Source organism: Niastella sp. sgz303648 (assembly GCF_059587045.1).
This window is the reverse complement of the sequence record NZ_JCAPSW010000006.1, coordinates 257,684-278,496: the sequence shown is the minus strand read 5'-3', so window position 1 is coordinate 278,496 and position 20,813 is coordinate 257,684. Positions and strand designations below refer to the sequence as shown.

Here is a 20,813-nt window from a genome sequence, read left to right as displayed (position 1 = left end):
TTTATCACAATCGTAAACGAACGAACCATTACTGCTCCTCAATGATCTTTATTCCCCATTGCGGCAAGGTATTGGTACTTTGAGTAGCTACCGGTGAGCCGCTCAATAACTCGGTTGCCTTTTTATATGGATACACAAATGTTTGCGGCTGCGCCGAATAATTGAAATAATAATGAATGATTTTTCCCTGCTGGTTCAAACCCGATTTAACAATAACCGGATATTTCAGCTCCTGGTCTTTGCCCCATAAGCCGGCTAATTTCAGGGTATTTTCCATTATCTTTTCAGTAACAGCATTACTTGTTACACAACCGATATAGGTGGCCATTCCCTTTCCATATGCATTTTGGGTTACAGCCGCATATTGCCCCCAAACAGGATGATCGTAGTATGCCAGTACACGCGCAGTAGTAGGCGTAATTAATTCCATCCAGGTATATACTTTATTATTATCACTACCAACCTGAAAAGGATCGTTCTTTAACGATACGTTCTGCGGATTGGTAAATTCATTATAATAAATGCCACATGCTTCGCCGATGATCCCCGGCTGGCGGCTGGATCGCACCTTTACATTTTGATCAGAAAATCCACTTTTGAATGTATACACAATATGTCCGCCGTTCTTTACAAAACGGTTTAATTTTTCGAGCAAACTATCCGGCGCTGCGTATAAGGCAGGAACGATCAACAGCTTGTAGTCTTCAATATTCTTACTGGTGGGATCTACAAAATCAACGCCCACATTCATGCGATACAATGCATCATACATATTGCGCAGGATGTCATTGTAGCTTTCGCGGCCGGGTTTAAACTGGTTAAAGGCAGTTAATGCTTCATTGCTGAATAATATAGCTATTTTGTTTGTTTTTTTAAGATTGAACAAATGCGCACTCAATCGCTGAAAATCTTTTCCGATTGTTTTGGCTTCTTCGTAAGTAGGATTAGGCTCAAAATCGTGGCTTAACAATCCTTTCCAATAAGTTTCGAATGAATTGTGAATAGAATGCCAGTGCCAGTATTCAACCATATTGGCCCCGGAGGCGAGGTGACTGAATGCCTGCAAACGTAACTGACCGGGATAAGGCACCCATGCAGGAAAACCCTGTGCTTCGGTTTCGAGTAACAGGTAGTTCTTTCCTCCTTTCATAGACCGGGCTACATCACCGCCAAATGAAATCTCTGTTCCCGTTAAAGCATCCTGCGAAGGATGATAAATATCTACGCCTGCAATATCCAATGCTTTGGCAGCAGCAAAATGATCTACTTCAGTTTGTATTCCGTATGAATGTCCCTTCCAGTCGAAATCAAAATTCTGGGTGATGAACTGGCCCGGACGCTTGTATTCATTTACAATAGTAGCCTGCCACGCGAGGTAATCTGTAACCAGCTTACGCTGAAATTTCGCAAACTCGGCATTCTGGCTTGCATTGATAGAACCGGTCATCGAAGGAAAATCGTCCCAGTTGTTGATGCGGTTACTCCAGTAATCGAGGCCAAACGCTTTGTTGATGCTATCGAGTGAAACAAATTTTTGCTTCATGTACTGAACAAATAATTGCTGCACATCGGGACCGGCAGTATTGTACGCTTTGGTTTCGTTATCGACCTGGTAACCTATTACAGCCGGATGATCTTTTACGTGCTCAATTATTTTCCGGATGATGCGTTCGGCATAAAACAAAAAATGTTTGTTGGTAATATCCATATTCTGCCGGGTGCCGTAGCGGTTGGGGCCCTGTGGAGTAATGGCCAACACATCGGGATATTTTTTTACAAGCCATGTGGGCACGGCATAGGTAGGTGTTCCTACAATTACTTTAATACCGGCCTTGTTCATGGCATTTAACACTCTGTCGATATGGCTGAAGTCGAACACACCTTCCTGCGGTTCTTCGGTACTCCAGGTTGATTCGGCAATGCGCACTACGTTAATGCCCGCGTCTTTCATCATCTGCACATCTTTTTCGAGCCGTTCATAAGGCATGTATTCATCATAATAGGCAACGCCAAATAACAATTTATCGGGCTGGGCCTGTGCAGCCAATCGTTGAACGCAAAGCAATATGTTTATAACAACAAAAAATGAAACTCTTATCATAACCATGAAAATTTCCTTCATTAATGAATACGAAAATCAAACATCAAACATCCGCGAACAGGTCCATTTAACGGGCGGTTCTTTTGACTTTGCGGGCCCATGGTTGCTGCGGGTTTAAATTTGGTACCAATCGGACTAATATTATTAAAGAAACCAATGTAGTTACCGGGAAACGGCGGACTGGTATTATCGTTACCCGCTGCAGCAGGCCGCGCAGGTTGCAGCATTTGCAGGAAGGTGTTTTCTACTTCTGAATAGATGGTAAAATCAGCTTCCTTGTTTTGTATGGTTACCCAATACAATTCCGAATGCCATCCTTTAAACTCGGGGTAATTCCAGCTTTCACCGGTAACGGTATTATTATATTTCTTTTGCCAGATGCCCAGGCGTTGTCCCTTCAACCGGTTTTTCCATACCCGGTAAGGACCGCGGCCCAGCCATCTCATGCCCGTAATTTTTTCTTCGGGAAATGTGAAGGTAACGCCGGTATAATCGGTTTCACTTTTAGCATCATAAATATATATCATGCGCGGCAGTTGGCCCCGTTCAAACAACCATCGCACCGAAAATAATTCATCGCCCTTATAAACCGGGTCAATAATATAGGCGCCTTCTATTTGCTTTTTATTAAATGCAATTAATTGCTGCGGGCCACCGGTGTAACACGGACCACCGGCAAATGAAAAACTGGTTTTTCCATTATTTACATTTTGCAAAAAGCCTGTTTTTGTATTGAAAGTGTAGGATATGCTATCATAAGTAATGGTGAACAGGTCGCCGGTTTCGCTGGTAATAAAACCGGATGTATCGGCAATCTTCCAATTTTTAACAACCATCTGCCAGGGCATGGTTATCGCCCAACTCCAGGTAAACACTTCATTGTTATCGGGCCCATAAGCTGTGAGGTATAAAGCATCGGCCTTTTTATAATTGGTGTCTAACTGACAATTGAGCCAACCTTTTTCGCCCGGATTCAATGCCGGAGCAGTTGCATTACCGGTAGCAATAATAATTTCAGTTCGCGACGTATCGGCAGGCGCTACAAACTGAACGAGCTTGTACACAAACCGGCATTGTTGCAGGCTGGTATATAAGTACCTGTTTTCTACAGGCAATTTCCCATTAAAATCAACCGGTAGTTTTTGTAAGGGAATTTGTATAGGGCTCCATATTTCTTTGATGGTATAAAAGCTTCCTTCCTTTTCGCGATGCGGACCAACAATGCCATCGGGCGCCTGGTTACCGGCCACATCAATGCTATCGTGCCGGTCTTTGCGAACAACGCCTTCATCGTGCAGGCACCATAAAAAGCCGCCCGCTCCCAGCGGATGTTTCAACATTTCGTTCCAGTAATCATCTAACCCTGCGCCATGACCGCCATCGAATAAGCCATGCATAAATTCGGTGGGAAAGAAAACATCGGTGCCATACAAAACCGAGTTGGTTATATAATTAAACTCAGGATAATGTTTGGTGTCGGTATAATCAAAACGTTCCCAGGGGTGAATAATCCATCGTTGTTGCGGATCATATAAAGCAAAATCTCTGTCAACGCTCCTGTTCCAGCCACCTTCATTGCCATTATCCCATAAAACAATACAGGGATGATTCACATCGCGCACCACCAGTTCCTTCACGAGGCGCTTTGCCGTAACCGTATCATAAGCTTTTTGCCAGCCGGTCAATTCATCCAGTACAAAAAGCCCAAGCGAATCGCACAGGTCAAGAAATTCCTTATCGGGTGGGTAATGGCTCATACGAACCGCATTCATGTTCATTTCTTTTATGAGGCCAATGTCCATTAAATGAATGCTGCGCGAAAGGGTGCGTCCGCTTTCGGGCCATTCACTGTGCCGGTTCACGCCTTTAAATATCACTTTTGCATCATTCACATAAAAACCATCACCGGGTTTCATCACTGCCGTTCTGAACCCAAAGCGTTGTTTGATGGTGTGAACGGTTTTGCCATTGTCTTTTATCGACACGATCACATTATATAAATAAGGTTGCTCGGGATTCCAGGTGGTGATATTTTTAAAGGGATGTCTTAATTCGTTTATTACACCCGGTCTTTCGGTAAATGGTTCCTCCACCATTTTTCCTTTCAGCTCTTCTACCCTTGCTTCGATGGTTTGTGTATTGGCATCGGCATTTGAAAAAACCTGCATCGAAAATTCGCCGCTGGCTTTTGCATCGATCGCTACCCGTTCAATAAAAACAGGTGGAACAATTTCAAGATATACAGGCCTGAAAATGCCGCCGAACACCCAAAAATCGGCCTGGCGTTCGGCCCGATTAACCGATTCATTGGCTGAGTGCTTACTTACTTTTACTTCGAGCTGGTTTTGTTTACCAAATTTTATATGAGGTGTAATATCATATTTAAACTGGTAGAAGGCGCCCTGGTGAACAGGTCCGGCAGCCTGACCGTTTATGGCAACTTCGGCATCTGTCATTACGCCATCAAAAACAATAAATACGCGCTTACCTTTCAATGCTGCATCAACGGTAAACTTATATTTATACATTCCCTGTTCACCGGTATTGTTTTTATCGTGCGAATAATTCAGGGTACCAAAGCCCTGCATTTCCCAGTTGGAGGGTACAGGTATTTTTGTCCATTTACCGCTGTTGCTGCCTTCCGTGCAAAAAAAGTCCCACGCTACCGTATGGTCTTTATCGGTGCCGGATAAATATTGAACGATCGTTTGCTGACTGAAAGAAATACAAAACGCAAGCAGGAAGCAGGTAAAGACAATCGTTTTTTTCATAACATAATTTTCGCGCCAGGGCGCTAAGATACAATCGGATTTTATTTCGCGCAAAGGCGCTAAGGCGCAAAGAGGATCGCTTCGCGATCTCTAAGAACGCTAAGAAAAGGCTCCCGACTACTCGTCGGGAGAAGTTTTGCGGCTTTGCGCCTTTGCGCGAGACATTCCATTCACGACTCACCAATCGAACTTCAACAACGACACACCCTGACGCGGTAACATAAACCTGATCGTTGCCTCGCCATTATTTGTTTTGATGTATTCGGGCGAACCAAGCAAATGCAACTGGCCGGCTTTTTCCAATTCGGTTATTTGTTCGGCAGAAGGATTTTGCGGCGAACCCATTTTTTTCCAGCGTTCATAGCTGTTGCTGTGCTCATCGTCGATACGATAATGTTGTAATAAAACCTGTTTGGCAGGAATGCCTTTTATTTGCACCATTACCTGTTCGGGTTCGGGTTTTACATCATCATCGTGATAATTCCATAACATAACTGTTGCATTACCGGCAGCTGCGCAGGCCATGCCGTTGATATCGGAGTACGGCTTTCTGAAACTTGAATCTACCGCTGTGCGCAAATCATAACCATGATCGGAGGAAACTGCTACCCGGTTGCCTTTCATCATGCCAAACATGCGAAACACATTCAGTACCGGTTTATCAACTCCATTAGTGGCGAGGTCGCGAAAGCCATAAAACCAGGGCTGGTTCTCAAATTCGAACGACCATGAAACAGCCCCTTTGAAATTTACTTTGTACAAATCGGCCAGTAAATATTTACGGACAAAAGAAGCAGCAGTATAGCTCGAATACATGGTGCCGTTACGATACGCATTTTCGGGATTGGTATGCATGCCGCAGGCTGCACAGCCTTCGGGGTCTGATTCGCCGATAACAATTGGCAAATTCTTTAATTGCGGGTAAGAAGCTACGAATTTGAAACCCGCTTCAATGTCTTTTAGCTGCCGGCCCATATTCATTTGTACATGGCCATTTACCAGTTTTGGCGAGCCTTTGGCATGAAACAGGATCATATCAACAGGCGCTCCTTTTTTTCCGGTAACATAATTGGTATCCTGAATGCAATGCTTTGCAAATGCATTCAGCCATTTTTGCGCGCCTTCGCTGCCGGTGCCGGCAATATCAATACCTCCGATCTTTGCCGTAGGCAGTGCGCGTTTTACGGCATCGGCTGTATAATCATATAATTTAAAATACTCGTTCATGGTTCCTTTCCAGTAACCATTGGGTTCGTTCCATAACTCCCAATACCAGCTTTCCACTTCTTTTTTTCCGTATCTGTCAACACTGTGTTTTACCCACTGATACACCAGTTCGGCCCATTTTTTATAATCCTTTGGCGGATAGGCCCAGCCGGTCATAATTTTTCCGTATGGATCGCCCGGCTTCCAGTCGTGCTTGTAGGGTTGCGGATTTGTTGATAATGCTTCGGGCATAAATCCTATTTGCGCCAGGGGCTTCATGCCACGTTGTATATAGGTATCAAAAATGCTGTCGATGATCGTCCAGTTATACACCGGTTTTCCATTGGCATCTTCGGTATAGGCATTGGTTGATCCCCATTTCAATGCAGGCACCCCATCGCCGGTAACCAGTAAGCTGTGCGCCCGTACATATACCGGTACCGGACTGAGCGCTGCAATTTCTGATAACAGCTTTTTACCATCTTTCATGTAGGTGTAGTTGGGCTCATCGTAGCCAAACCAGGCCCAGGCGGGATACATAGGCCCTACTGTTTTGCCCAGATCAACGGTAATGACGGCCTCCCCGCTTGTGGGTGCAGGCGCCATTTGTGCATTCGCTGCCGGCAAAAACAAATAAAATGTGTAAAAGACAATAGTAAGTACCGATCTGGTTTTAATGGAACATGATACAAGCATCGTTAATGGCTTTTTTTGCCGTCAAAATATACGGCGAAATTCGCTATCGCCAATTTTTCTTTCATATTACAATAAAAAAAATAGTCCCGCTTTTGGCGGGACTACAATAAAAAGCATTGATGTGTCCGGTGTCTAATTCCATCCACCCCCTAACGCCTGGTAGATGTTTACTACGGCATTCATTTGCTGCTTTTTGGTTTCAATCAGTTCGAATTTCGATTCCAGCGCATCGCGCTGTGTGAGCAGCACTTCCATATAATCCGCTCTTGCGGATTTGAAAAGGTCGTTCGAAATGTTGATCGACTGTGTAAGCGCCTCAACCTGTTTTGATTTCAGATCGTAACTTTTTTCAAGGTTACCGATCTTCGCCAGCTGGTTGGCCACTTCAACATACGCATTTACAATGGTACGTTCGTAGTTGTAAACAGCCTGTATTTGCTTTGCGTTGGCATTATAATAGGTTGCCTTTATCGCATTCTTATTTATCAAAGGTGCAACGAGGTCGCCTGCAAGTGAAGCCAGTATCGACTCGGGTAATTTCACCAGGTAAGTTGGATTAAATGCCTGCAAACCTACAGCGGCAGAAATACCTAATGAAGGATAAAACTGTGCTTTGGCTACCTGTATATCTAATTTCGCAGCTGCCAGTTCCAGCTCGGCCTGTTTAATATCGGGCCGGTTGGCTAATAACTGCGCCGGAATACCGGCATGAATAGTGGCAGGTACAACATTATCAAACCCCTGATCACTGCGGGGAATTGGCTGCGGAAACCGACCGAGCAGAAAATTGATCCTATTTTCGGTTTCGGTGATCTTTTGCTGAATATCGAACTGAAGACTGCGGGTTTTATACACCTCTGCTTCAAATTTACGTACAGCCAGTTCCGTTACACGGGCTGCTTCTTTTTGCAGCTTTACAATGTCGAGGGCGTTGGATTGAATTTCCACGTTCTTCCTTACAATATCCAGTTGATTATCGAGCGCCAGTAATTCGTAATAGGAATTAGCTATTTCGGCAATCAGGTTCGTGATCACGAAATTTCTGCCTTCTATAGTAGCAAGATACCGGGTTACCGCTGCTTTTTTAGCGTTGTGCAGTTTATGCCATATATCGGCCTCCCAGGTAGCAGTAGCTGCTAACAAGATATCGGGCATCGGCTCGGGCATTTCTTTACCCGGTTCAATTTCGGTGTTCTTTTCCATAGCGCCAATGTTGGTATACCTGGCTGCTTTATCAACACCTACTCCGGCTTTCAGTCCAACAAACGGTAAATACTCCCCTTTGCGTGCCTGAATTTCGTTACGGGTAATTTCAATTTCCTGTAAAGTAATATTCAGTTCCTGGTTATGCTCCAGCGCCGTATTAATCAGGGCAACCAGATGCGGATCGGTAAAATACTGGTTCCATTTTACGGTGCCCGTATTGGTAGTATCCTGCGAATTGTTATAACCGGCAGGTACTGCTTTGTTCTCTGTTTTAGTAACCAAAACAGGAACTTTGCAAGCCGCATACGCCAGCGAAATGCAGGTTATACCTACATACTTAAATAGGTTGTTTCTAAACATTGTGATCAATTTCTTCTGTTAATGGATTTTCTTCTTCATCTTTTATCAGCTTGCGCTTAGCCGCTATTTTGCCGAATGTGTAATACAATCCGGGAATAATGATCACCCCGAACACCGTACCGATCAACATACCTCCCAATGAGGCAGAACCGATGGTACGGTTACCGATGGCGCCCGGACCGGTTGCAACAACCAGCGGAATCAAACCGGCAATAAAGGCGAGAGAAGTCATTAAGATGGGGCGGAAACGCGTTCTGGCGCCTTCGATGGCGGCCCTGAATACGGTCATGCCTGCCCGGTGTTTCTGAGCGGCGAATTCCACAATCAACACGGCGTTCTTACCTAACAAACCCACAAGCATTACCAGGCCCACCTGTGCATAAATGTCGTTCGCAAGGCCCATTATCTTGATCAGCAAAAATGATCCGAATACACCCGCAGGTAACGAAAGGATCACCGCCAGCGGCAGTATAAAGCTTTCGTACTGCGCAGCCAGAATTAAGTATACAAACAATAATACGATCATGAAGATGTAGATCGCTTCGTTACCACGGCTTGCTTCATCTTTCGACAAACCTTCCCAGTCGATACCATAACCACGAGGCAATGTTTTGTCGGCCACTTCCTGAATAATTTTGATGGCCTCACCACTGCTGTACCCGGCTGCGGGTTCCCCTCTGATGGCTGATGAGTTGTACATGTTGTACCGCGTAATTTCATTCAACCCATGTCCTTTTTTGATCGACATGAAAGCCGAATACGGCACCATTTCGTCGCGGTTATTTTTTACGTATAGTTTCAACAGGTCATCGGGCAGCGCTCTGTATTCAGGAGATGCCTGCACATATACTTTGAAGAAGTTACCGAAGCGTATGAAACCAAGCTCATAGGTACTACCAATCAAAATCGACAGGTTATCCATGGCTTTACCGATCGACACACCTTTTTGCATCGCTGCCTGGTTGTCGATCTCGAGGTCGTACTGAGGATAGTTGGCGCTGTAAAAAGTGAATAATCCGGTAAGCTCTTTACGTTTCTTCAAAGCCTCCATAAAATCTTCATTCACCTTTTCCATTTCGAGGTAATTATCGCTATTGGTTTTGTCGAGCAAACGCAAGGCAAAACCACCTGCAGCACCGTAACCGGGTACGGCCGGAGGTCCGAAAAATTCGATGGTAGCTCCCTGAATATCGCGGCATTTTTCTTCCAGCTCACGAATGATCTCATTCACATTATGCTTACGCTCTGACCAGTCTTTCAAGCTGATCAAACAGGTGCCTGCATTGGATCCGCGACCCTCGGTCAACACCTCGTAACCGGCCAGTGCCGAAACCGATTGAATGCCGTCGACATGCTCTGCAATCTCCTGCACCTTGCGCGCCATATCATTGGTTCTTTCGAGTGTAGAACCGGGCGGCGTTTGAATAATGGCATAGATCATACCCTGATCTTCACTGGGAATAAAGCCCGTTGGAAGGTTTTTACCTATGCCGAATATGCCGAGGCCAAAAGCGATCAAAAGACCAAAAGTAACCACCCTGCGGTTCACGATCTTTTCCATCAGTCCCGTGTACCTACCCGTTAGTTTATCGAAGCCTTTATTAAAAACATCGAGGAATCTGTTGATGGGTGTTTTCTTCCGGGGTTTACCATGCGTATTCTTTAACAACATGGCGCAAAGCACCGGTGTAAGCGTCAATGCCACCACACCACTCAATACGATGGCTGTAGCCATGGTAATAGAAAACTGCCGGTAAAAGATACCTACAGGACCCGACATAAACGCCACGGGAATAAACACCGCCGCCATTACGAAGGTGATAGCGATGATGGCCCCACTGATTTCATGCACCACTTTTTTGGTTGCCTGATAAGGCGAAAGATGCGTTTCTTCCATTTTGGCATGCACGGCTTCGATCACCACAATGGCATTATCTACCACGATACCGATTGCCAGTACCAGGGCGAATAAGGTGATGAGGTTGATAGATAAACCGAACATTTGCATGAAGAAAAAGGCGCCTACCAGCGATACCGGAACGGCCAGTGTTGGGATAAGCGTTGAACGCCAGTCGCCCAAAAACAGGAACACCACGATGGCCACCAGCACGAAGGCTTCGCCCAATGTGTGCAATACTTTTTCGATAGAGGCATTCAAAAAGCTCGATACATCATAATCGATCTCATAATCCATTCCCGGCGGAAATGAACTTGTTTTAATTTCTTCGAGCTTAGCTTTAATTTCTTTAATTACATCACTGGCATTACTGCCATAGGTTTGCTTCAATACAATAGCCGCCGAAGGATGGCCATTGAGGTTTGAATAGATATCATAAAACTCACTTCCCAGCTCTACATCGGCTATATCTTTCAGGTGAATTAATTCACCGCTTGCATTGGCACGTATAATAACGTCTTTATACTGTTCGGGCTGGTTATATCTTCCCTGGTATGTTAATACGTATTCCAGCGCCTGTGAACGTTTACCGTCGCTTCGGCCAATACGGCCGGGTGAACCGATTACACTCTGGCTGCCCAGTGCTTCCATTACCTCATCGGTCGATACATTATAAGCGCGCATACGATCGGGCTTCAGCCAAACACGCATGGCGTATTGCCGGCTACCGAGGATCTGCGCATTACCAATACCTTTTACACGGCTCAGTTCACGTAATATGTTAACCTGGGAAAAGTTGTACAGGAAGTTTTCATCAGCCTTGGGATCTTTACTGTATACGTTAACATACATCAGCATGTTTGGCTGCAGAATGTTTACAATTAAACCTTCGCGCTGCACCAGTTCGGGAAGCCTGTTCGTTACCTGTTCAATACGGTTCTTCACATTCACTACCGCCTGGTTGGGATCGGTTCCCAAATCAAAAACAACCTGAATGTTGGCCTCACCGGCGCTGGTAGCATCTGAAGTCATGTACTTCATGCCAGGCACACCGTTAACGGCCTTTTCCATAGGGATGAGAACAGATTTCACCAGTACATCGGCACTGGCGCCGGGGTACGCTACACTAACGATCACCCTTGGTGGCGCAATAGAAGGGAACTGTGATGTTGGAAGGGTGGTTATGGCCAGTATGCCCATGAAGATAATGACAAGTGATATCACTATCGCAAACACCGGCCTTTTCATGAATATATTAAACATCGTCAAGTCTTTTTAAAATGATGAATAACGAATATCGAATAATGAATGTCGAAAGAATACAGAGAAATGATAAGTAGGGAGAACTTCGACATTGGTCATTTGAAATTCGATATTCGATATTATTCAGTGGGCAACTTTAAATGGCCGAGTACCGATTGTGGTTCTTCGTAGTCGAATGATATCTTATCGTTATTTTTCACTTTTCTTAACCCTTCGAGTAATATTTTATCATTTTCGTTCAAACCTTCTGTGATCACATACAGATCAGGCATTTCGGCACCAATGGTAATGGGTGTTAACTTCACTACATTGTTTTTATCCACCACATACACATATTTTTTGTCCATGATCTCCATACTTGCCTTCTGAGGAATGATGATCGCACTTTTCAGCTGCTGCTCCATGAGTATATTACCTGTTTCACCGTGTCTTAACAGACCTTCAGAATTAGGGAATGTAGCCCTGAATGCAATGTTGCCGGTTTCGTTGTTGAACTCGCTTTCGATGGTTTCAACAACGCCGGGATGTTTGAACACCTCGTTATTGGCCATCAACAGATTTACTTTGGCGCTGCTTTTGTTTTTAAGACTGGCCTCATAATTCAGGTACTCGGGTTCCGATACGTTGAAGTATACCCACATGCGGCTGTTGTCGCTGAGGCTGGTAAGCAGGTCGCCTTCTTCAACAAGGCTACCGAGTTTTAAATGAAGGCGGTCGATAAAGCCTTCGAAGGGCGCCCTGATTTCGGTAAATGCCAGATGCACTTTGGCAAGTGCCAATTCAGCTTTTGCCTTTTGCCATTTGGCGTTGGCCAAAGCGAGTTCATTTTTCGACACTACATTTTTATCAGAAAGGGCCTGTGTATTCTGCACTTCAATTTCAGCGGCATTGGCTTCGGCCTCGGCTTTTTGCATTTCGGCCTCATAAATTTTAGGCATGATCTTGAACAACAACTGCCCAGCCTTTACATACTGGCCTTCGTCGACATAAATACCCTGCAGGTAACCTTTTTCCTGTGCCCGCAACTCGATATTTCGGATCGACTTGATCTGGCACACGTACTGCTTGGTTACAGTGGTATCCATTTTCAACGGACTGGTAACTAAAAATTTAGTGGGGGCTTCTTTTTCTTCTTCCTTTGATTTACAGCTTGTATGGCATAACAAGGCATACAAGCCCATGAGCATGAAAATTCTTTTCATAATATTTATGGGTTCTTAATTCAGAGTTATCTGAGCATTTTTTGGCTGGTGCACACTACACCTGACCTCAATAGCTTTACTATGGCAGGCAGAGCAATAAAATATAATTGTAGATAGATCAGGCCTCGTTATAGCCTGTTGAAGGTGTGGTTAAATCAAATCCTGAAAACCTGGTGAAATATGAATTTATCAGGAGTTGACCATTCAATATGTTTAAAGAATATCAGGGGGCTGGTACAGTAGCGGTAACTGTTTTCAAGCCTTTGTTCGTAAAAAACAGATATGAAGTCATTACCGGGCTTTACATTCTTTTTGAAGGAGCCCGCTTCATCGTCGTCGTCGTCGTCTTCGATTTCAACGGCCTTTATTTTTTCGTATAATTTTCCTTTTGCCGGTGTGGCGGATTTGTAGATTGGGCGTGCGTCATTCAGTCCGTATGCAATATCAGCCTTTGGTAATTTTTCAACAAGTTTTTCGGAATTGAATCCAATATGATCTTGACGGGCAGGCGCATACCTTCCCAAAAGGAGAAAACAAAATAACAGTAGAAATCTTATAAACAACCTCATCATCAGGCGTCAAAAATAATATGAAGTGTACTATATAACCACATTAGAATGTTGTTAAAAACCGGTTAACAGGTTATCAGAGTTATACTTACGCTGCTGTTTAACTTACTGAGCGTAGTTTTTATTGTCCTGTTCACTCATGATAATTAAGAACTTCATACTATCACCAAAATAATAAAGCCTTCCTTTTTGGGGAAAGCCATCGTTTAGTTCCTGTTACATATACCGGCCATTTAACTCAAAACCGGTGCGAAATGCTGGAATCGTAAAATTAACAGTTAATGGGCCAATCTACAAACTATTTTTTGCAACTTTTATTCATTTATCATAATATATACCAGCTTAAAATCCTGATTGGCACTGCATATACGAACATTCATTTGGTTTTATAATTCCATCAATGGGTTACTACTTTACCTGAAATATATACACACCGCCGGGCGCCGTGGCAAAATCATAAACGTATGTTGACTTTAAAGTTGTTTTCGAAATAGTTGCTGATGCGGCCACCAAAGGCTCCTTTATGTTGGCTACGACAAAAAACGGATTTGGATTTTCGCCTGTGGCTTTTGCCAGCTTTACACCCTTTGCGGGCACTATTTCGTTGTACAGCTTTATTCTGCAATTGCCTCCCAGCTTCGAAACAATTTTTAACGTGTTGATTTTACCTTTCTTCCAGGTGATGTGCACGACAAATCCGCCTCTGGTTACCAGGCCTTCCACTTTACCGTTTGGCCATGCATCGGGCAATGCCGGCAGAATTTGTATAGAGCCGTCGTGCGACTGTACCAGCATTTCGGCAATGCCCGAGGTACATCCGAAATTGCCATCGATCTGAAACGGCGGATGCGCATCAAACAAATTAGGGTACGTACCACCATCTTTCCAATTCTCTTCTGTTGGAGCGGGTGTTAACTGATCGGCAATTAATTTGTACGCCCGGTTGCCATCGAGTAACCTGGCCCACCAGTTCACTTTCCAGCCCATGCTCCAGCCGGTTGATTTATCGCCCCGGTGTATCAATGAAGTTCTTGCCGCTTCCAATAATTCAGGATGGCGGTAAGGAGAAATCTGATTGCCCGGAAACAAACCATACAAATGAGAAATATGGCGATGCTTATCATCCGGATTATCCCAGTCGTGTAACCATTCCTGCAATTGTCCAAACCGGCCTATCTGCATAGGCGGCAACCGGTTGAGCTTTTCTTTCAGGGTATCTGCAAAAGCCTTATCGGTGTTCAATAGTGAAGCCGCTGTAATGGCATTGGAAAATACATCGAATACCAGTTGATTGTCCATAGTGGTGCCGGCCGTAAGACTAACATCTTTTTGAAAAGTATTTTCGGGCGACATAGAAGGCGCCACTACCAGCCATTTGTGTTCAGGTTCCTCCTGCAACACATCAGCATAAAACATTGCGGCGCTTTTCAACACCGGGTAAACTTCTTTTAAAAATTGTTTATCACCGGTGAATACATAATGATACCACAAATGTTGGGTGAGCCATGCACCACCCATGGGCCACATGCCGTAAAAGCCACCATCAACGGGCCCGGTGATGCGCCATAAGTCGGTATTGTGGTGCGCATTCCATCCGCGGGCATGATACATTTTCGAGGCGCTTTCTGTGCCGGTAACCGACAGCTCTTTTATCATTTCAAACAATGGCCTGTGCATTTCGCTGAGATTGGTAACCTCGGCGGGCCAGTAATTCATTTCGGTGTTGATGTTGATCGTGTATTTAGAATCCCATGGCGGATTCAGTTTATCGTTCCACTTACCCTGCAGGTTGGCAGGCTGCGTTCCGGGTTGCGATGCAGAAATGAGCAGGTAGCGGCCAAACTGAAAATACAATGCCACCAGCTGCGGATCGTTGCCTGCAGCAAATTCTTTAATACGAACATCCGTTGTTTTTGAAGCCTGTTCAGTGGTGCCAATATCAAATGCTACTCTGTCAAAATAGCTGCGGTATATTTTTGTATGCCTTGCTTTTGCTGTGGTATAATCTTTTAACAAGGCTTCTTTCAAATAACCGGCAGCTTTTGCTGATGCGTCACCGCTGATATCGTTGTACTTTTTAAAGTTGGTACCAATGCTGATGTATATTGTTGCGGCATCAGCATCTTTTATAATAATAGAAGTATCAGTCGTTGAAAATGTACCCCCTTCAACGGTTGGCTGAACCTGCGCTTCAAAACGGATCTTTCCTTTTTTATTACCAACATCACTGGTTTGGCCGGTTAGTACCAGTTTATGCTGCTGCGTTTGTACAGCACTCACTTTATGCGGACTGTTCAAACTCAATATGCAGGTAATACTTTTCGGTTTACTGGCTGTTAAGCGAACGATAATCACGCCATCTGCCAGTGAAGCAAATTGCTCGCGTTTAAATTGCACGCCGTTCACTGTATAGGAAACCGAGGCAATTGCATTTTGAATATCCAGGTCGCGGTAATAGTTGGTTACTTTATCGTGATGAGGAAAGTTTATCAATAAATTACCGGCAGGCTGGTACTGCACTCCATAATTAGTATTTGCGGGTGCATGGCGGGGAAAGGTTTTATTGGATAGTTCCTGTGCCTCTTTATACCTGCCTTCAAAAATCAGGCGACGTATTGTTTGAATGCTGTCGTAGGTTCCTTCAATAATGTTATTTCCGGGTTCACCTGCCCAAATTGTTTCTTCATTCAGCTGCAGCCGTTCCGATTCGGTGGTGCCAAATATCATAGCGGCCACGTGGCCATTGCCAATGGGCAGCGCTTCGTTCCAGTTAGCGGCGGGTTTATCGTACCACAGTTTTAGATTATTTGTTGTTTGCGCCTGGCTGCTACCGGCAATGAAGAATAAGAGTACAAATAATTTTTGTTTCATATAGTTGCAATAGATCATTTCGAAATTTCCGGGCAAATATTGTTTTTTTTACCAACTATAGCAGTGCATTTTATCAACCCAATGTTTTTAATATTCGCATGGCTTCATCCCAGTTTGTATGTCCCGAAGCAACATTGATGTGCCCGGCATTACCAATATTTATAAATTCACTGCCCCAGTGCGCTGCAAAGAATTTTGCCCTGTTTAATGAAACCCAAATGTCATCTTCGCTTGCTACTACAATTGTTTTGAAATTTATTTTGTTGAGCGGAATAGGTGCAAACCCTGTTGCAGGAAAAGTGTATTGCGGCGCTTCAAGGTCGCTTGGCGCAACCAATAAAGCTCCTTTGATTTGTCGTTTGTATTTTGTAGCCCAATGAGCGATGGTTGAGCAACCTAAACTATGGCCTATAAGTACAACAGTAGAAGGATCAAATTCTGAAACTTTATTATCAATCGTTTCAACCCATTCCTGACAGTTCGGAGCATCCCACTCACGTTGTTCAATTCTAATGAAGTTATTGCCTGATTTTTCAAAATATGTTTGCCAATGCTCCGGCCCCGAATTTCCAAGTCCGGGTACGATTAAATAATTTGTCATTTATTATTTTTTCTAACCGAAGATATCAATTTCTGATATTGATCAAATTCAGGATTGTAAGATTCTATTTACAGATAACTCTCTTTTTCCTTCCATTTGAACTGTTGCATTTTTTGCAACAGTTGGCGTTTTTTACCCTGCTCCTGCATTTAAATCCAGTTGTCGCATTTTTTTCAACAACTGCCCTTTACTCTTTTTCGAACTATTTCCATTTTGGAAATAGTGCCCCTGCAGTATGGATTTGCAATGTTTAAATTTTGCACATTTCTTTCTTAATTCATTCTCTTTGAATAACTTATTAATATGTAATAAAAGCAAAACCTCTCCGCAGAGAGGTTGCTATTTCCCAGAGGCAAAGTATGTAACCTTCCGATTAAACGAGATTGATCGTTAATTGTTCTCAGAAAAAAGAATTCTTATTTTCTTCCATTGGCAGCATCGATGATAACCTTCGCAACCGCTTCGGGATGCGAAATAAATACTACATGACTTCCCTTTATTTCAGTTATAACGGCGCCGGCCTTTTTATACATGTTGCGCTCGATATCGGGATTAAGCGCCATATCTTCAGTTGCAACAATACCGTAGCTCGGTTTGGTTTTCCATGCAGCCTCTGCAACCGGTGCTCCGAAACAAGCGCCGAATATGGGTGCCTGCGAGGCGCTCATGAAATCGGCCTCTTCTTTACTGAGGTCAGCAGCAAAACCTGCATGAAATTTAGTTTTGTCGAAATACACCACGCCATGTTCATCGGGCGGTAAAATACCTCCCTCGGTTTTCATGGGTAACGACATGGCCAGTTGTCCTGTGGTTTCTCCCTTATCGGGCATGAATGCCGCGATGTACACCAGTGCCGCCACTTTCGGATGCATTCCGGCTTCGGTAATTACCGTACCTCCCCATGAGTGACCCACCAAAATAACCGGGCCATCCTGTTTATCAAGCGCCCGCAGGGTAGCATCAACATCATCTTTCAAAGAAGTAAGCGGGTTTTGCACAATGGTTACATGGTAGCCTTTTTTAGTTAATACACTGTATAATTTTTTAAATCCCGATCCGTCGGCAAATGCGCCATGCACAATTACAATATTCTTTACTTCACTTACTGCCTGCTGTTTGTTTTTGGGCGGCGCCGCTGTTACCCGAACTGCCATACAACAGAATAAAAGGATCACCGCTAAAACCGATAAATAATTTCGTTTTGATGATAATAAACTACTTTTCATATTATAATTGTTTTTGAGATTGAAAATCAAAACGGGCAGCGGCTGTAATGCGCCCATCTTTCTTATGCTGTATAAAACCAATCAACTCCCAGCCTTTTTCATTAAAATCTTTGGGTAAATTCATAGTGATCGTTTTTTGATTGCTCACATCCTGATAAACCAACTGCCTTACTATTTGCACATGCGATAATTGTTTGCCTGCATTTTCCCCCGCTCCTACCTTACTGGTTGCAGATTTTTGTACCAGGGCCAGTACCAGTTCAGCATTCTTTTCGCCGGCAACCTCGTAATCAACCTGCAGCTTGCTGCCTTCAACACCTGCACGAAGCGTTAATGTTTTTGGTGATGGCTGAGCAAGCCCTTCGGTAATCGCTTTTGTTACTGCGTTTTCATCTGACCCCACATACTCGCTTCGTCCGTTGATTACTATTTGCGGCGTATATACCGTTTCAAGATGTAGCCAATCGGCATACCTGCGTTGTCTTGCCGTGTACGCCGGGTCGCTGAACCTGTCTTTCCAACCCAAATGATTCCAGTAATCGACATGAAAAGCCAGTATATAAATTGACTTACCGGGATTTTCACTTTGAATTTTTTCTACCAGTTTATCGGCCGGCGGACAACTGGAGCAACCTTCTGATGTAAATAGTTCTGCCACCGCAAAGCCATTACCTGTATTGGGAATCTCCGGCTTTGCATTATCTTTTTTATTAAGAGGATGAACAAACGCGGCGATTATCACTGCTATCATTAATATACCTGCTGATTTCATATGTTATTATTTAAATGCTGATGCAAATAGACTTCAATATCTACGGATTGAAATGCATAAAATCGTTATGTAGACGAATCGGGTGCTGAGCCGGACAACTGGCTGGGTTAAATTGTACAATCCCCGCTTTATTCTAATTCCCTATATAGCTATTAGATCGCATACGTCAGGCGCCGGCGCCTCTACACTACTATTTCAGGGTGCAAAATGCCTCGCTCACGATTCGTATTGCCCAATTCAGGCGCGCAATTGTTACCACAAATGAAATCCTGTTAACTTTGAGCCTGCAATGAGAAAAGAAACATTTAAAATATCGAATAAAATTATATGGCTGAGTTCTTTTTTGCTGGGCGTGCTTATGGCTGTTCCCAAAATTGCCGAACCGCATTTTAATATTTATGAAACGATTGCCAATTCGGTTATAACGTTCCTTTTTTCATTATTCGTTTGGTATTACAATGTATTTACGCTTCCTGTATATTCCTCAAAAGATGTCGCCAAAGGATTTTCCACGAAACGTCTGGTAAAAAACCTGGTCATGGGAATATCCGTTATGTTTTTACTGGCCTGTCTTCAGCAATTTTTATTATCACACCTCAATTTTGGACAGGTAATGTTAATGATAGAAGTAAGAGGCATTCTCATCAGTCTTACTTTTTATATGTTTATTCACCTTTTGTACCAGAGTTATCATAACCAGCAGGTAAGCATTGAATTGGAACAAACCAAAATGGATAGTCTGAGCGCCCAGTACGAACTGCTTAAACAACAGGTGAACCCGCACTTTCTGTTCAATAGTTTGAATACCTTAAAATATATGGTTGAAAGCCGGGATGACCATACGGTTGAATTTGTTTTAAAATTATCTGATTTTTACCGGTTCACTCTCGAAAGCCGCAAGCTGAATCTGATCAAAGTTGCCGAGGAGCTGAAAATACTGGAGGCCTATGTGTTTTTGTTAAAGGCCCGGTTCGAAGAGGGCATTGAACTTTCCGTTTCTATCGATCAGCAGCTTTATCAAACATATATTCCTCCGTTTACGCTGCAATTGCTGGTCGAAAACTGCATCAAGCATAATGTTGTATCGCTTGAGCATCCTTTGCATATAAACATATATTCAGAAAAGGATTTTATCATTGTTCAAAACCAGCTGCAACTAAAAAGAACACCGGAATCTTCTATGGGAATGGGCCTCGAAAACATCAATCAGCGTTATATGCATCTGCAGGATAAAAAGATAGTCATTCAGCCCGGTGATCAATTTTTCACAATAAAACTGCCCGTTATATATGAAAATCGTCATTATTGAGGATGAGATAAAAGCTGCAAAATCACTGGCCAACCTGATTGTACAAATAAGACCCGGCGCCTGCATTGTTGCCAGTTTACAGAGTATCGAAAGTGCAGTTAATTTTCTTTCGCAAAATTCAGCACCTGATCTGATATTTATGGATGTTCAGCTTTCGGATGGTTTATGCTTCGAAATATTCAGGTCAGTTAAAATTAATTGCCCGGTTATTTTTTGTACTGCTTATGGCGAATATGCCATGGATGCCATTAAAGCGAATGGAATTGATTATATATTAAAACCGTTTTCAACAGAAGAACTGCAACATGCTTTTGAAAAGGTTGATAATTTTAAAAACTTTTTCCAGCAAAACACGACACCTGACCTTGATGAGTTAATAAAAAGAATGGGAGTTGATGAAGGGAAAAAGAGCTTTTTGGTTTTTAGCAGCAACAAATACATTACCATACCTACAGATCAGATTGCTTTTATTTATATCAAACATGATACAACAACCATTGTAACCCTCCGCGAACAGAAGTATACCATTCCTCAATCGCTCGACCAGGTGCAAACCCAGCTTTCGGCCAAACTATTTTACCGGCTGAACAGACAATACCTGATCAACTTCAGCGCTATCAAGGAAGTTGAGCATTATTACGGCAGAAAGCTACTGGTAAAGCTGGTTATACCCAGCCCTGATAATTTATTGTTAGGTAAGGAAAAGACCACCGGCTTTTTGCAGTGGTTAGAGAACAGGTAATACGTCGATTCATAACAGGAA

Annotated in this window: 13 protein-coding genes; 2 read left to right on the top strand and 11 right to left on the bottom strand. The window is 43.5% G+C overall.

Annotation, left to right across the window (positions count from 1 at the left end):
* Positions 1–28: 28 nt before the first annotated feature.
* The 11 genes from AC59IL_RS19325 to AC59IL_RS19275 all read right to left on the bottom strand — a co-directional run bounded on the left by AC59IL_RS19325 (position 29) and on the right by AC59IL_RS19275 (position 18,741).
* On the bottom strand, positions 29–2,101 hold the full coding sequence (locus AC59IL_RS19325) for a beta-galactosidase (protein WP_496553827.1): 2,073 nt from the start codon (positions 2,099–2,101) through the stop codon (positions 29–31).
* 20 nt (positions 2,102–2,121) lie between these two features.
* Positions 2,122–4,872: a glycoside hydrolase family 2 TIM barrel-domain containing protein gene (locus AC59IL_RS19320; RefSeq protein ID WP_496553826.1), complete on the bottom strand. Its 2,751-nt coding sequence runs from the start codon at positions 4,870–4,872 to the stop codon at positions 2,122–2,124.
* A gap of 177 nt (positions 4,873–5,049) precedes the next feature.
* Positions 5,050–6,774, bottom strand: coding sequence for a GH39 family glycosyl hydrolase (locus tag AC59IL_RS19315; RefSeq protein WP_496553825.1), 1,725 nt, complete (start codon positions 6,772–6,774; stop codon positions 5,050–5,052).
* 132 nt (positions 6,775–6,906) lie between these two features.
* A complete protein-coding gene (locus AC59IL_RS19310) occupies positions 6,907–8,340 on the bottom strand; it encodes a TolC family protein (protein ID WP_496553824.1) in 1,434 nt (477 codons plus the stop codon).
* Positions 8,333–11,500, bottom strand: a complete 3,168-nt coding sequence (locus AC59IL_RS19305) for an efflux RND transporter permease subunit (protein WP_496553823.1) — start codon at positions 11,498–11,500, stop codon at positions 8,333–8,335. Before AC59IL_RS19305 ends, AC59IL_RS19310 begins: the two co-directional genes overlap by 8 nt.
* A gap of 119 nt (positions 11,501–11,619) precedes the next feature.
* Positions 11,620–12,702, bottom strand: coding sequence for an efflux RND transporter periplasmic adaptor subunit (locus tag AC59IL_RS19300; RefSeq protein ID WP_496553822.1), 1,083 nt, complete (start codon positions 12,700–12,702; stop codon positions 11,620–11,622).
* A gap of 155 nt (positions 12,703–12,857) precedes the next feature.
* Positions 12,858–13,226 carry a hypothetical protein gene (locus AC59IL_RS19295; RefSeq protein ID WP_496553821.1) on the bottom strand — a complete coding sequence of 123 codons (369 nt, stop codon included), beginning with the start codon at positions 13,224–13,226 and terminating at the stop codon, positions 12,858–12,860.
* Positions 13,227–13,679: 453 nt separating this feature from the next.
* A complete protein-coding gene (locus AC59IL_RS19290; RefSeq protein ID WP_496553820.1) occupies positions 13,680–16,142 on the bottom strand; it encodes a glycoside hydrolase family 95 protein in 2,463 nt (820 codons plus the stop codon).
* A 73-nt stretch (positions 16,143–16,215) separates the two neighbouring features.
* Positions 16,216–16,743: an RBBP9/YdeN family alpha/beta hydrolase gene (locus AC59IL_RS19285; protein WP_496553819.1), complete on the bottom strand. Its 528-nt coding sequence runs from the start codon at positions 16,741–16,743 to the stop codon at positions 16,216–16,218.
* Positions 16,744–17,159: 416 nt separating this feature from the next.
* Positions 17,160–17,969, bottom strand: coding sequence for an alpha/beta hydrolase (locus tag AC59IL_RS19280; RefSeq protein WP_496553818.1), 810 nt, complete (start codon positions 17,967–17,969; stop codon positions 17,160–17,162).
* 1 nt (position 17,970) lies between these two features.
* The gene (locus AC59IL_RS19275) at positions 17,971–18,741 is read right to left on the bottom strand and encodes a DUF1223 domain-containing protein (RefSeq protein ID WP_496553817.1); all 771 of its coding nucleotides are present in this window, start codon (positions 18,739–18,741) and stop codon (positions 17,971–17,973) included.
* 289 nt (positions 18,742–19,030) lie between these two features.
* Here AC59IL_RS19275 and AC59IL_RS19270 point away from each other — a divergent pair, with 289 nt between their 5' ends.
* Both AC59IL_RS19270 and AC59IL_RS19265 read left to right on the top strand, forming a co-directional pair.
* The gene (locus AC59IL_RS19270; RefSeq protein ID WP_496553816.1) at positions 19,031–20,050 is read left to right on the top strand and encodes a sensor histidine kinase; all 1,020 of its coding nucleotides are present in this window, start codon (positions 19,031–19,033) and stop codon (positions 20,048–20,050) included.
* Positions 20,031–20,792 (top strand): LytR/AlgR family response regulator transcription factor, encoded by a 762-nt coding sequence (locus AC59IL_RS19265; protein WP_496553815.1) that lies wholly within the window; start codon positions 20,031–20,033, stop codon positions 20,790–20,792. Before AC59IL_RS19270 ends, AC59IL_RS19265 begins: the two co-directional genes overlap by 20 nt.
* Positions 20,793–20,813: the final 21 nt, after the last annotated feature.

Bases quoted from the DNA above. Each gene is read 5' to 3' on its own strand.
- AC59IL_RS19325 (WP_496553827.1), bottom strand. From the start codon at position 2,101: ATGATAAGAGTTTCATTTTTTGTTGTTATAAACATATTGCTTTGCGTT.
- AC59IL_RS19320 (WP_496553826.1), bottom strand. From the start codon at position 4,872: ATGAAAAAAACGATTGTCTTTACCTGCTTCCTGCTTGCGTTTTGTATT.
- AC59IL_RS19315 (WP_496553825.1), bottom strand. From the start codon at position 6,774: ATGCTTGTATCATGTTCCATTAAAACCAGATCGGTACTTACTATTGTC.
- AC59IL_RS19310 (WP_496553824.1), bottom strand. From the start codon at position 8,340: ATGTTTAGAAACAACCTATTTAAGTATGTAGGTATAACCTGCATTTCG.
- AC59IL_RS19305 (WP_496553823.1), bottom strand. From the start codon at position 11,500: ATGTTTAATATATTCATGAAAAGGCCGGTGTTTGCGATAGTGATATCA.
- AC59IL_RS19300 (WP_496553822.1), bottom strand. From the start codon at position 12,702: ATGAAAAGAATTTTCATGCTCATGGGCTTGTATGCCTTGTTATGCCAT.
- AC59IL_RS19290 (WP_496553820.1), bottom strand. From the start codon at position 16,142: ATGAAACAAAAATTATTTGTACTCTTATTCTTCATTGCCGGTAGCAGC.
- AC59IL_RS19285 (WP_496553819.1), bottom strand. From the start codon at position 16,743: ATGACAAATTATTTAATCGTACCCGGACTTGGAAATTCGGGGCCGGAG.
- AC59IL_RS19280 (WP_496553818.1), bottom strand. From the start codon at position 17,969: ATGAAAAGTAGTTTATTATCATCAAAACGAAATTATTTATCGGTTTTA.
- AC59IL_RS19275 (WP_496553817.1), bottom strand. From the start codon at position 18,741: ATGAAATCAGCAGGTATATTAATGATAGCAGTGATAATCGCCGCGTTT.
- AC59IL_RS19270 (WP_496553816.1), top strand. From the start codon at position 19,031: ATGAGAAAAGAAACATTTAAAATATCGAATAAAATTATATGGCTGAGT.
- AC59IL_RS19265 (WP_496553815.1), top strand. From the start codon at position 20,031: ATGAAAATCGTCATTATTGAGGATGAGATAAAAGCTGCAAAATCACTG.